Origin of the sequence: Azospirillum sp. ST 5-10 (genome assembly GCF_051225715.1) — a bacterium.
In the GTDB taxonomy this organism is placed as follows: domain Bacteria; phylum Pseudomonadota; class Alphaproteobacteria; order Azospirillales; family Azospirillaceae; genus Azospirillum.
The window spans coordinates 80,542-93,457 of the sequence record NZ_JBPJSP010000020.1 but is presented as its reverse complement, the minus strand read 5'-3'; the positions used below and the strand labels follow the sequence as shown (position 1 = coordinate 93,457).

Genomic DNA, 12,916 nt, shown 5'->3' with positions numbered 1-12,916 from the left:
CTCTGCGCTTGGTAAAAATCGGGTAATGATTGATTCCCCTCAGGCTGCTCTGCGGCATTGCAGCGCGCGCGACCAAGGGTGGCGAGATGGGTGACGCCATTTCACATGTGCATGCCGATTCCGCGGCGCCGCCGATGATCGACGGCAGCCCGCGTTTCGGAGACTGGCTGGCCGGCGAGGGGGCGGCGGTGGCCTTCACCACCTACCAGTCCGGCCGGCTGTTCCTGCTCGGGCTCGGCGCCGGCGACCGCTTGCGGGCGCAGGTCCGGCGGATCCCCCGCTGCCAGGGGATGTGGAGCGACGGGCAGACCCTGTGGGTCGGCGGCGAGGCCCATCTCTGGCGCTTCGACAACGTCCTTCCCGACGGGGCCCGGACCGCCAACGGCTCCGACCGCCTGTTCGAGCCGCGCCAGTGCCTGGCCACCGGAGACGTCGACATCCACGACATCGCGGTCGGCGGCGACGGCCGGCCGGTGTTCGTCAACACCGCCTTCAGTTGCCTGGCCGTGCCCGGGCCGGGCGGCGGTTTCCACCCGCTGTGGCGGCCGCCCTTCGTCAGCGAGATGAAGGCCGAGGACCGCTGCCATCTGAACGGGCTGGCGCTCGACGGCGAGGGGCGGCCGGCCTATGTGACGGCCTTCGCCCGCACCGACGCGATGGAAGGCTGGCGCGAGCATCGGGTGGCGGGTGGCGTTCTCATCGACGTGGCGTCGGGCGAGACCGTCTGCGGCGGCCTGTCGATGCCCCATTCGCCACGGCTGCGCGACGGCCGGCTGTGGCTCCTGAATTCCGGCACCGGCGAGTTCGGCACCGTCGACCTGACCAGCGGGCGGTTCGAAGCGGTGTGCTTCTGCCCCGGCTACGCCCGCGGCCTGTCCTTCGTCGGCAAGTGGGCGGTGATCGGGCTGTCGCGGCCCCGGCGGGGCAACAGCACCTTCGAGGGCCTGCCGCTGGACGACCGGCTGGCGGCCAAGGGCGTCGGCGCGCGCTGCGGCCTCGCCGTGGTGGACATCACCACCGGCACCTTGGCCCACGCCCTGACCATCCACCACACGGTGGACGAATTGTACGACGTGGCCGTGCTGGCCGGCGCCCGCCGGCCCGAGGCGCGCACCCCCGTCCTGCCAACGCAGACCGAACCGGACGTGCCGACCCAGGGGAGAGTTGAGACGTGAGCAACCCGACATTCACCGTTGCGGGCACCAACGCCTTCGGTCTGGGCGGCGGCCACGCCTACAACCGCCCGACCTTCGTCGACATCGACGGCGACAACGACCTCGACGTGGCGATCGGGTCCGCCGACGGCAACATCACGGTCTATCGCAACGTCGGCACGATCACCTCGCCCAGCGTCACCCTGATCGGCACCAATCCCTTCGGCCTGGAATCCGTCGGGGGGTATGCCAGTCCGGAGTTCCGGGACATCGACGGCGACGACCTTCTCGACGCGATCGTCGGGAACCAGGACGGCGGCTTGGTGGTCTTCCGGAATGTGGGGAGTTCGACGGCGCCCAGCTTCACGCTGGAGGGCACCAACGCGTTCGGCTTCAGCGACGTCGGCGGTTACGCGTCGCCCACCCTGGCGGACATCGACGGCGACGACCTTCTCGACGCGATCGTCGGGAACCAGGACGGCGGCCTGGTGGTCTTCCGGAATGTGGGAAGTTCGACGGCGCCCAGCTTCACGCTGGAGGGCACCAACGCGTTCGGCTTCAGCAATGTCGACGGCGTCGCGTCGCCCAACCTGGCGGACGTCGACGGCGATGGCCTACTCGACGCGCTGGTCGGCAACGCGGCCGGGCAGATCCTGTTCTACCGCAACGACGGCACGTCGACGGCACCCACCTTCGTGCTGGCCGGCACGAATCCCTTCGGTCTGGTTCCCGCCGACACCTATGCCACCCTCGCGCTTGGCGACCTTGACGGGGATGGGGATATCGACGCGCTGATCGGCGTCAGCAGCGGCAGCACGGTCCTGCTGCGCAACGGCACCACGGTGCTGTCGGCGCCGACCGGACTCGAGCTGGCGGCGGCGTCGAACAGCGGTTCCACCTCCGACAGTCTGACCAACGACACCACGCCGGCGATCACCGGCACGGCGGACGCCGGGACGAAGGTGGTGCTGTACGAGGGTGCGACGGCCCGCGGCACGGCGACGGCGGACGGCTCGGGGCTGTGGACCATCACCTCGACGTCGCTGTCCCGCGGCACCCACTCGCTGACCGCGGCCAGCGTCTCCTGGGGCGAAACGTCGGCGGCGTCCTCCGCCCTGGCGGTGACCATCGACACGTCGGCGCCGACGCTGCAGTCGGCGGTTCTGACCGGCACCCGGCTGACCCTGACCTATTCGGAGGCGCTGGACGGAGCGGCGGCGGCGACGTCCGCCTTCACGGTGACGGCGGGCGGCGCGCCGCGCACGGTGACCGCCGTCGCGACCAGCGGCAAGACGGTGGTGCTGACCCTGGACTCCGGGGCGACCGACTATCAGGGCGTCACGGTGGACTACACGCCGCCGGGGTCCGGCGCCGTCACGGGGGACGCGGCGGGCAACGCGGCCGGAGCGCTGAACGGGCGGGCCGTGGCGGTCCTCAACGCGCCGTCCTTCTCGCTTGCCGGCACCAACCCCTTCGGTCTGACCCGACAGAACTTCGCCCGCCCGACGTTCGTGGACATCGACGGCGACAACGACCTCGACGCGATGTTCAGCGCCGGGGACGGCCAGGTCCATTTCTATCGCAACGACGGCACGGCGACCGCGCCCACCTTCACGCTCATCGGCTCGAACCCGTTCGGCCTGACCGACATCGGCAACTACGCCACCGCGGACTTCCAGGACCTCGACGGCGACGGCGATCTCGACGCCTTCATCACCAGCGCAACGGACGGCGACCCGGTCTACTTCCGGAACGACGGCACCACGTCATCGCCCAGCTTCGCGCTGGTCGGCACCGAGCCCTTCGGTCTGTCCAGCAGCGTGAAGCAGACCGCCCTGAGCTTCCTGGACGTCGATGGCGACGACGATCTCGACGCGCTGGTCGGCACCCAGCCCGGCGACTTTCTGTTCTACCGGAACGACGGGACGTCGTCGTCGCCGAGCTTCACGCTGGCCGGCACCAATCCCTTCGGGCTCGACAATGTCACGGGCGCCAGCAATCCGGGCTACGCGACGCCGTCGGTGGTCGACATCGACGGCGACGGCGACCTCGACATGGTCGTCGGCAACGGCGACGGGGACACCGTCGTGTTCCGCAACGTCGGCGCGTCGGGAGCGCCCAGCTTCACGCTGGAGGGCAGCAACCCCTTCGGGCTCGCCAACTCCGGCGGCGACGGCTACGCCCGGCCGAGCATCGTCGACATCGACGGCGACGGGGCGCTCGACGCGCTGATCGGCAACGCCGCCGGCGACACGATCCTGTTGCGCGGCGTGTCGCCGCCGCCCGCCGGGTTGGCGCTGACGGCCGCGTCGAACAGCGGATCGACCGCCGACAGTCTGACCAACGTCACCGCCCCGGCGATCACCGGCACGGCGGCGGCGACCGCGACCGTCGTGCTGTACGAGGGCGCCGCGGCCCTGGGCACCGCGACGGCGGACGGCTCCGGCCTGTGGACGATCACGTCGGCGTCGCTGGGGGCGGGCGGCCATTCGCTGACCGCGACGTCCAGGGTGGCGGGGATCGGCTCGGCCGCCAGTTCGGCGCTGACGGTGACCATCGACACCACCGTCCCGGCGGCGCCGACCCTGGCCGGCTTCACCGACGACACCGGCGCGACGGGCGACGGCATCACCTCGGACGCGACCCCGACGGTCACCGGGACGGTGGCCGAGGCGGGCACCGTGGTGCTCTACGACGGCGGGACGGCGGTGGGCACGGCGACCGTGGCCGGCGCGGGGGCGTGGACGATCGCGCCGGGCACGCTGCTGGACGGGGCGCACACGCTGACGGCGCAGGCCACGGACGGGGCGGGGAACACGTCGGCGGCGTCGTCCGACCTGGTGGTGACCATCGACACGGCGGCGCCGACGCTGTCCCAATCGACACCGTCGGCCAGTGCCACGGGCGTCGACCTGACCCAATCGGTGATCCTCACCTTCAGCGAGACCGTGGTGGCCGGGACGACGGCGCCGACGGCGTCGCTCTACCGGGCGGACACGCCGGGCACGCCGGTGGAGACCTTCGATCTCTCGACGGGCATCGGCTCGGCCGGCGGCACGGCGACGGTCAGCGGCACCGTGGTGACCCTGGACCCCGGCGGCACCCTGGCCTATGGGACGGGCTATTTCGTCCAGGTCGCGGGCACGGCCCTGGCCGACCGGGCGGGCAACGCGTACGCGGGGATCTCGACCACCACCGGGCTGACCTTCACCACCGCCGTCGCGCCGGCGCCACCCGACAACGGCGGCGGGACGACGACGGTGACGACGCCGGTGGTGGGCGAGCAGGTGACGGTGGTGTCGACCTCCAACACGACGAGCACGGTGGACGGGGTGCAGGTGCAGCAGCAGCGCCTGACCACCAGCGGCGGCGCGGTGATCGAGGTCGTCGAGGTGCCGACGGTGACGGCCGACCGCAGCGATGCCAACGCCACCACCGCGGGGGCCGACATCCCGCTGGCGACGGACGCGGCCACCGGCCAGACGGTGCTGCAGGCCAGCGTGCCGACGGGGCTCGGCCTGCGGATGGAGGGCGTCACGACGGCGCAGACCCCGGCGGCCGCCACCGCCGGGCTGATCCAGGCGATCCAGGCGCGGACCACCTCCCAGCCCGCCTCCCAGGCGGAGATGACCGGGGTGGGCCAGAGCTTCCTCTCCGGCCTGCCGGCGGACGCCCAGCTGACCGTGCGCACCATCGTGCCGACGGCGGCGGCCGGCGCGGCGCCCGCGACCCCGCTGATCATCACCGGCAACACGCCGGCCGGCGCCACGGCGCGCGAGGCGCTGGTGATCGACGCCACGGCGCTGCCGTCGGGCACGGTGATCCAGCTCGACAACGTGTCGTTCGCCGCGGTGGTGGGGGCGGTGCGGGTGACCGGCGGCGCCGGAGCGCAGTCGGTGGTGGGGGACGGCAGCGCCCAGTACATCGTGCTGGGGGCGGACGACGACACGTTGCGCGGCGGCGACGGTGACGACGTCGTCGGTTCCGAGGGCGGGGCGGACGTGCTGTACGGCGACGGCGGCAACGACACGGTGACGGGCGGCGAGGGCAACGATCTGTTGTTCGGCAACCGGCAGAACGACGCCCTCTACGGCAACTGGGGCGCGGACACCCTGTTCGGGGGTCAGGATTCCGACACCCTGTTCGGCGGCCAGGACGGCGACACCGGCTACGGCCAGCTCGGCTCGGACGAGGCGTACGGCCAGCTCGGGTCCGACACGCTGTTCGGCGGCCAGGGCTCGGACACGCTGTTCGGCGGCCAGGACGACGACCAGGTATGGGGCAACCGCGAGGCCGACGTGCTGCACGGCAACCTCGGCAACGACACGCTGGCGGGCGGGCTCGGCGCCGACACGCTTACCGGCGGCGGCGGCGCGGATCTGTTCCGCTACGACAGCGCCGAAGAGGGCGGCGACACCATCACCGACTTCACCTCCGGCGAGGACATGGTCGCGGTGCTGAGCCCGAACTTCGGCAACCTGGCGGCCGGCGTGCTGTCGGCGCAGCACTTCGCGCTGGGCGCGTCGGTGGACGGCGACGACTGGTTCGTGTTCGACACGGCGACCGGCGTGCTGTCGTTCGATGCCGACGGCTCCGGTACGGGTGCGGCGGTGGTCATCGCCACCCTGGACACCCGCACCCTCACCCACAGCGACATCACCGTGCTGGCGTCGTAGCGCGGCGCCTTGCAGGTCGTAGGGCCGGACCACGATCTCCACGGGAATCCGCAATCCATGGGAGAGACGCCGGACCATCGGCAGGGGATCACCGGCAGCGACAAGGCGCGACGGCGGTTGAGGACCTCCGACATGCGTCCGCTGGAGCCGATCATCGGTTCCAGGTCGGCGCGTGTCCGGCCGCACTGTTCCATCATGAGTTCGATGGCAGCGCTCGGCCCGGAGTGCGGCATCGGGTGATGGCGACGCTCGGTTCGTCGCGTCGCCGTACGTCCTGCCGAAGTGACGCGCGCCCAGCCCGACGCCGAGGCCGCCGCCGCACGGCGGGTCGGCCGCCGCTTCAGGCGCCGGTGAAGGCCGGCTTGCGCTTGCCGTGGAAGGCCTCGACGCCTTCCTTGAAGTCGTGGGACGTCCGCAGGCGGCTGTAGCAGTGGCCCTCCAGCTCGATGGCGACCGTCAGCGTGGCGTCCTCGGTGTCGTTCAGCAGCTTCTTGGCGGTCCGCTGCGCCAGCGGCGAGAAGCCGCGCAGCTCGTCCACCAGCGCGTCGGTGGCGGCCTCCAGCTCGGCGTCGGCGACGCATTCCGTGGCGACCCCCCAGTCGTGGGCCTGGCGGCCGGGGATGCGGCGGGAGCGCATGACGATGTCCTTGGTGCGCGTGACGCCGACGATCTTCTGGAGGCGCGCCGAGCCGCCCGAGCCGGGGATCTGCCCCAGCTTCTGCTCCGGCAGGGCGTAGAGGGTGGTGTCGGTGCAGATGCGGAAGTCGCAGGCCAGCGAGATCTCGAAGCCGACGCCGAAGCAGTAGCCGCGGTTGGCGGCGATCACCGGCTTGCTGCAGCGGGCCGGCGCCGCGATGTTCCAGGCCAGCTTGGACACGTGCTCGGGCGAGGCCTCCATGAAGCCCTTGATGTCGCCGCCGCTGGAGAAGTGCTCCCCCTCGGCGCGCAGCACGACGACGCGCACCCGCGGGTCGGCGTCCAGCGCCTCGAAGGTGACGCGGAGCTGGTCGCGCTCGGGCATGGAGATGATGTTGAGGGGCGGCCGGCACAGCACGATGTCGGCGCGCTCGCGGTCGGCGTCGATGACGACGCGGAAGCCGTCGGGGGCCGCGGGCAGGTCGGGGGCGAGGGTGTGGGGATCGGCCATGGCGGCATCTCCTTGGAGGCGAGGGACGGGATGACGGGGCAGGGAGGGCGCGGCTATTCCGGCTCGAACTCCCCGGCCAGCAGCTTGCGGCGCAGGATCTTGCCGACCGGCGACTTCGGGATGGCGTCGAGGAAGACGACCTCGCGCGGCCGCTTGAAGTTGGCGAGGCCCGAGGCGCGGCAATGGGCGTCGATGGCCGCGCGCTCCAGGCCGGGCGCGCGCTTGACGAAGGCCACCACCTTCTGGCCCCAGCGCTCGTCGGGCAGGCCGACGACGGCCGCCTCGACGACGCCGGGCAGCAGCGACAGCACGCTCTCCACCTCCACCGGCGAGACGTTCTCGCCGCCGGTGATGATCATGTCGTCGACCCGGCCGGTGACGAAGAGGTCGCCGTCGGCGTCGAACCAGCCGGTGTCGCCGGTGAAGTACCAGCCGTGGCGCAGCGCCTTGGCGTCGGCGTCGGGCCGCCGCCAATAGCCCTCGAACGCCTCGTCCCCGGCGAGATCGGCGACGATCTGCCCTTCCACGCCGGCGGGGCAGGTGGCGGCGGGGTCGTCGGCGTCGAGGCGGACGACGCGGATGCGCTGGTTGATCGCCGCCCGTCCCGCCGATCCCGGCTTGGCCGCGGCGTTCTGGTTGATGGTGAAGGTGTAGATCTCCGACGAGCCGTAGTGGTTGACGAAGAGGTCCGGCCGGAAGGCGGCGTCGAGCCGTCGCAGCAGCCCGTCGGTCATCGGCGCCCCGGCGAAGCCCAGCTTGCGCACCGACGCGACGTCGGTCGCCGCGAAACGGGGATCGGCGAGCAGGTCGTGGTAGAGCGTCGGCACGAGATAGAGGCAGGTCAGCCTCTCCGCCCGGATCAGCGCCAGCGCGCCGCCGGTGTCGAAGCGCGGCTGGCAGACGAAGCAGCCGTCCACCAGGGCCATGGCGAGCAGCGAACGCACGCCCATGGTGTGGTAGAGCGGCATGACGCCCAGCGTGCGCTCGCCATAGGCGTAGCAGTTCTGCGCGACGTGGGCGACGGCGGCGGCGCGCTCGGCGCGGTGGCGCCGCGGCACCCCCTTGGGCTTGCCGGTGGTGCCCGAGGTGTAGAGGAACAGCGACACGTCCTCGGGCGTCGCCCGCGGATCGGCCGCCGCCGGAGCGCCGTCGAGCAGCGACGCGAAGGGCAGGGCGCCCGCCGCCGCGGCGCCGCCGGCGACGATGCGGGGCAGGGCGGTCGCGGCGGCGGAGCCGGCCACGGCCTCGGCCGACACGTCCTGGAACACCAGCAGCCGCACCTCGGCGTCGGGCAGGCAGTAGTCCAGCTCGTCCGCCTTGATGCGCCAGTTCAGCGGCACCATGGTGACGCCGGCGATCTGGCAGGCCCAGTGCAGGGTCGCCATCTCCCAGGTGTTCTGCAGCGCCGCGGCGATGCGGTCGCCGCGGCCGACGCCGAGGCGGTCGAACGCGCCGACCACCGTGAGGATGCGCTCCAGCCAGTCCGCGTAGCTCAGGCGGACGGCGCCGTCGACGATGGCGAGCGCGCCCGGGTTGCGCTCGACGGACGCCAGGATGGTGCGGCCGAGGTCAAACATGGGCGGCCTCCGCGGCGGGAAGCTGCCCCGTCACGTCCAGCACGGCGCGGACGATGCCGGCATAGCCCGTGCAGCGGCAGAGATGGCCGCTCAGCATGTCTCGGATCTCCTCCTCGGTGGGGCGGGGGCGGCGGTCCAGGAAGTCCGCCAGCGACATCAGGATGCCCGACGTGCAGAAGCCGCACTGCAGCGCGTGGTGGCGGCGGAACGCCTCCTGGAGCGCGCTCAGCCGGCCGGCGGCGGGAGCCAGCCCCTCCACCGTGTCGACACGGCGGCCGTCCGCCTGCACCGCCAGCATCAGGCAGGCGCGCACGGCCACGCCGTCGACGCGCACGGTGCAGGCGCCGCACACCCCGTGCTCGCAGCCGACGCGCGTGCCGTGGGCGCCCAGCTCGTGGCGCAGGAAGTCGCTCAGCAGCATGCGCGGGTCGGCGTGGCCGGTGCGCGCGGCGCCGTTCAGGGTGAGGGTGACGGGATGGCGCGCGGCGGCGCTCAGAGCGGGCATGACGCGGCCTCCTCGAGAACGGCCCGCCCGATCCGGCGGACCAGGGCGCGGCGGTAGTGGGCGGTGGCGTGCTGGTCGTCGTCGCCGCCGAGGTCCCAGGCGAAGGCGTTCAGGGCCTCGTCGAGGGCCGTCCCGCCGAGGCGCGGCCAGTCGCGCACCGTCGGGCGGTCGGCGACGCCGCCCACCGCCAGCCGCAGGCCGTCGTCGCCGACCACCGCGGCGCAGGCGACGATGGCGAAGTCGCCATGGCGCATGGCGACCTCGCGGAAGGCGCAGCGGCGACCGGGCGGCAGCAGGGGGAAGCGCACGGCCTCGACGATCTCGTCGGGCTCGCGCACGGTGCTCAAGGGACCGACGGCGAAGGCGGCCGCCGGCACCCGGCGCGACCGCCGGGCCGAGCGCAGCACCACCTCGCCGTCCAGCGCCGCCAGCACCAGCGGGATCTCGGCGCTGGGATCGGCGTGGGCGACGGAACCGCACAGCGTGCCGCGGTTGCGCGTCTGGAAGTGGCCGACCCAGGGCAGGGCGGCGGCGAGCAGCGGCACCTCCCGCGCCAGGGTCGGCCGGGCCAGCACCTCGGCCTGGGTGACGGCGGCGCCGACGGTGAGCGCGCCGTCCCGCACCTCCAGCACCCGCAGCTCCTCGAGCCGGGCGAGGTCGATGAGGCGGCGTGGTTGCACCAGGCGCATGTTGAGCATCGGCATCAGCGACTGGCCGCCGGCGACGACGCGGGCGTCCTCGCCGTCCTCGGCCAGGGCGGCCAGCGCCTCGGCCAGCGAGCCGGGGCGGAGATAGTCGAAGGGTGCGGGCTTCATCGGCGGATCCCCAGCAGGCGCAGCAGGCGCGTCAGCAGCGACGGTGCCGGCGCCGCGGCGGCCGTCGCGCCGGCCGGCCGGCCGGCGCGGGCCACCAGGCGCTCGAAGAACTGGCCGATCAGCATGCGCGCCGCGCTGTCCAGCATGCGCCCGCCGACCGCGGCGACCTTGCCGCCGACCGCGGCCGTGTAGCGGTAGGTGACGCGCGTTCCCTCCGGCACCGCCTCCAGGGTCACCCGGCCGCGGCCGCGGCCGGTGCCGAGCGCGCTCGCCCCGCTGCCGGCCAGGGTGAGGGCGTGCGGCGGGTCGAGGTCGGACAGCGCCACCTCGGCGGTGTAGCGGGCGCGGATCGGGCCGACGCCGACCACCACCTCGGCGCGGTAGGCGTCGGGGCCGGCGCGGTCCAGCGCCTTGCAGCCCGGCAGCAGGGCGGCCAGCTCGACGGGGTCGAGCAGGATCTCCCACACCCGCTCCGGCGGGGCGGGCACCGTGCGCTCGCCCTCGCCGGTCAGGCCGGGCGCCTCGCCGGCCGCGGGCGGCGCAGGCGCCGCGGCGCCGGGCGGCCGCGGCGGCTCGTCGGGCTGGATCAGGCGGTGCAGCTTGGCCGGGGTCAGCGGCAGGGCGAGGTCGTCGACGCCCAGCGCGTCGGCGACGGCGTTGGCGAGGCACACCGGCGTCGTCATGCAGTTGCCCTCGCCCACCCCCTTGGCGCCCAGCGGCGTGACCGGGGAGGGGGATTCCCGGTGCAGGATCTCCGGCACCGGCACCTCACAGGCGGTGGGGACGAGATAGTCGGCGAAGGTGCCGGAGAGGAAGCGGCCGTCCTCGCCGTACGCGTACTCCTCGTAGAGGGCCACGCCGACGCCGTGGGCGAAGGCGCCGAGGATCTGGCCCTCGACCAGCAGCGGGTTCAGCAGGCGTCCCGCGTCGTGCATGGTGACGTAGCGGTCGATGCGCACCGCTCCGGTCGCGCGGTCGACCTCGACGCCGCAGGCGTCGAGGATGAAGCCGTAGCAGGCGGAGCTGTTGATGTGGTCGGCGTCGTCGGGCGCCACCAGCGGCTCCGGCGTCCAGAAGGCGGTCTCGCGCAGGGCCGCCTCGGTGCCGTCGGGCAGCGTGCCGGGAGCCCAGTGGCCGGCCGCGGCGACCCGGCCGAAGGACAGCGCGTTCTCCGGGTTGTCGACGGCGTAGAGCGTGCCGCCGCCGAAGCGGACGTCCTCGGGCCGCGCGTTGAGCTGGGCGGCGGCCTGCCGGGCCAGGCGGTCGCGCAGGCGGGTCGCGGCGATCTGCGCCGCCCCCGCCACCGCTCCGGCGAAGCGGCTGGAGTAGTTGCCCGAGGCGATCGACCAGGCGTCCTTGCCCGTGTCGAACTCGGTGACGACGCGGACGTCCTCCAGGCGCAGCCCCAGCGCGTCGGCCACCACCTGGGCCAGCACCGTGCGGTGCCCCTGCCCCTGGGGGACCGAGGCGGCGGAGACGGTGACGCCGCCGGTGGGGTCGATGGCCACCGTGGCGGTGGCCTGGGCGCCGTTCTTGGGCCCGGCCTTGCGCCGCTCCTCCGGCGTCAGGACGGTCGTGATGTAGCCCATGTTGGAGATCGACGGCTCCACCGCCGCGGCGTAGCCGATGCCGTAGAGGCGTCCCTGGGCCCGCGCCGCATCGCGCCGCGCGACGAGGTCGGCGAGGCCGCCGCGCTCCACCGTTTCCTCCAGCGTCGCCGGGAAGTCGCCGGAATCCAGCAGCCCGCCCGAGGCGGTGCGGTAGGGCATGGCCTCGGCCGGCACCAGGTTGCGGCGGATGACGTCGAGCGGGTCGAGCCGCAAGGTCGCGGCGATGCGCTGCATCAGCCGCTCCAGGGCGAAGTAGAGCTGGCCGCCGCCGAAGCCGCGGTTGAGGCCGGTCGGCGTCTTGTTGGTGACGACGATGCGGTTCGCGACGGCGAGGTGGCGGATGTCGTAGGCGCCGGTGAGGTTGCCGTGGTTGCGGTAGAGCGATGCCGGCTCGGGAGCCCGCAGATAGGCGCCGCAGTCTTCCGTCTGCTCCATGCGCAGGGCCAGCACCCGGCCGTCGCCGTCGACCGCCGCCTCCAGGGACGTGCGCCGCGCCGTCGCCGAGGTCGCGGCCATCAGGTGCTCCAGCCGGTCCTCCACCCACTTGACGGGGCGGCCGGCGAGGCGGGCGCAGACGCCCATCAGCACGACGTAGGGGAAGACCGCCTGCTTGTTGCCGAAGCTGCCGCCGGAATGGGGCGGCGAGACCAGGCGCAGGCGCGCCGTCGGCACGCGCAGCGCCCGCGCCATCACGGGGTGCACGGCGAACGGCCCGGAGAAGTTGGAGAGCACCTGGTAGGCGTCCTCCGCCGCGTCGTAGTCGGCGACGACGACGAAGCACTCCATGGGGGTGCAGGCGTTGCGCGGGAACTCCACGGTCGCCGCGATGCGGTGGGGGGCCGCGGCGAAGGCGGCGTCGGGATCGCCGTAGACGAAGTCGCGGCGGTTGACGAGGTTGCTGCCGATGGCCGGATGGAGCGGCGGCGAATCCGCGGCCAGGGCCGCATCGAAGCCCATCACCGGCGGCAGCGGCGCGTAGTCGACGCGCACCGCGTCGAGCGCGTCCTCGGCGAGGTAGCGGCTCTCCGCCAGCACCACGGCCACCGGCTCGCCGACGTGGCGCACGCGGTCGCGGGCGAGGCACCAGTGCTCCATCGGCACCCGCACGCCGACCAGGAACGGCGCGGCGACGTCGCCGATGTCGGCGCCGGTGATCACCGCCGCCACGCCCGGCAGGGCGCGGGCCGCCGCCGTGTCGACGGCGCGGATCTCGGCGTGCGCGTGGGGCGACCGCAGGACGGCGGCGTGCAGCGTGCCGGGCTTGACCGGCAGGTCGTCACCGTAGCGGGCGTCGCCGCGCAGGATCGCGGCGTCCTCCACCCGCGGCACCGGCCGGCCGACCAGCGACGGTTCGGCGGCGGCGGTGCGGGCGGCGCGGTCGAGGGTGGTCGGCGCGGCCATGGGGTCCTCGGCTCTTGGTCCGGTCTGACGC

At 73.5% G+C, this 12,916-nt stretch carries 7 protein-coding genes; 2 read left to right on the top strand and 5 right to left on the bottom strand.

The features are described 5' to 3' along the window. Nucleotides 1-134: 134 nt before the first annotated feature. On the top strand, nt 135-1,175 hold the full coding sequence (locus ACSBPG_RS20800) for a TIGR03032 family protein (RefSeq protein ID WP_435539126.1): 1,041 nt from the start codon (nt 135-137) through the stop codon (nt 1,173-1,175). Then, nucleotides 1,172-5,830 carry a beta strand repeat-containing protein gene (locus ACSBPG_RS20795; RefSeq protein ID WP_435539125.1) on the top strand — a complete coding sequence of 1,553 codons (4,659 nt, stop codon included), beginning with the start codon at nt 1,172-1,174 and terminating at the stop codon, nt 5,828-5,830. Before ACSBPG_RS20800 ends, ACSBPG_RS20795 begins: the two co-directional genes overlap by 4 nt. Before the next feature lie 340 nt (nt 5,831-6,170). Here the strand turns inward: ACSBPG_RS20795 and ACSBPG_RS20790 are convergent, their stop codons facing one another. From ACSBPG_RS20790 to ACSBPG_RS20770, 5 genes are read right to left on the bottom strand one after another with little or no spacing between them, the layout of a single operon-like run. Beyond that, on the bottom strand, nt 6,171-6,977 hold the full coding sequence (locus tag ACSBPG_RS20790; RefSeq protein WP_435539124.1) for an enoyl-CoA hydratase/isomerase family protein: 807 nt from the start codon (nt 6,975-6,977) through the stop codon (nt 6,171-6,173). Between the two features lie 53 nt (nt 6,978-7,030). Next, complete coding sequence (locus tag ACSBPG_RS20785; protein ID WP_435539123.1) at nt 7,031-8,554, bottom strand: AMP-binding protein; 1,524 nt, start codon at nt 8,552-8,554, stop codon at nt 7,031-7,033. Further along, nucleotides 8,547-9,059, bottom strand: coding sequence for a (2Fe-2S)-binding protein (locus ACSBPG_RS20780; RefSeq protein WP_435539122.1), 513 nt, complete (start codon nt 9,057-9,059; stop codon nt 8,547-8,549). Before ACSBPG_RS20780 ends, ACSBPG_RS20785 begins: the two co-directional genes overlap by 8 nt. Continuing rightward, nucleotides 9,047-9,874 (bottom strand): FAD binding domain-containing protein, encoded by an 828-nt coding sequence (locus ACSBPG_RS20775; protein ID WP_435539121.1) that lies wholly within the window; start codon nt 9,872-9,874, stop codon nt 9,047-9,049. Before ACSBPG_RS20775 ends, ACSBPG_RS20780 begins: the two co-directional genes overlap by 13 nt. Next, nucleotides 9,871-12,885, bottom strand: coding sequence for a xanthine dehydrogenase family protein molybdopterin-binding subunit (locus tag ACSBPG_RS20770; protein WP_435539120.1), 3,015 nt, complete (start codon nt 12,883-12,885; stop codon nt 9,871-9,873). Before ACSBPG_RS20770 ends, ACSBPG_RS20775 begins: the two co-directional genes overlap by 4 nt. Nucleotides 12,886-12,916: the final 31 nt, after the last annotated feature.

Bases quoted from the DNA above. Each gene is read 5' to 3' on its own strand.
- ACSBPG_RS20770 (WP_435539120.1), bottom strand. From the start codon at position 12,885: ATGGCCGCGCCGACCACCCTCGACCGCGCCGCCCGCACCGCCGCCGCC.
- ACSBPG_RS20790 (WP_435539124.1), bottom strand. From the start codon at position 6,977: ATGGCCGATCCCCACACCCTCGCCCCCGACCTGCCCGCGGCCCCCGAC.
- ACSBPG_RS20800 (WP_435539126.1), top strand. From the start codon at position 135: ATGATCGACGGCAGCCCGCGTTTCGGAGACTGGCTGGCCGGCGAGGGG.
- ACSBPG_RS20780 (WP_435539122.1), bottom strand. From the start codon at position 9,059: ATGCCCGCTCTGAGCGCCGCCGCGCGCCATCCCGTCACCCTCACCCTG.
- ACSBPG_RS20785 (WP_435539123.1), bottom strand. From the start codon at position 8,554: ATGTTTGACCTCGGCCGCACCATCCTGGCGTCCGTCGAGCGCAACCCG.
- ACSBPG_RS20775 (WP_435539121.1), bottom strand. From the start codon at position 9,874: ATGAAGCCCGCACCCTTCGACTATCTCCGCCCCGGCTCGCTGGCCGAG.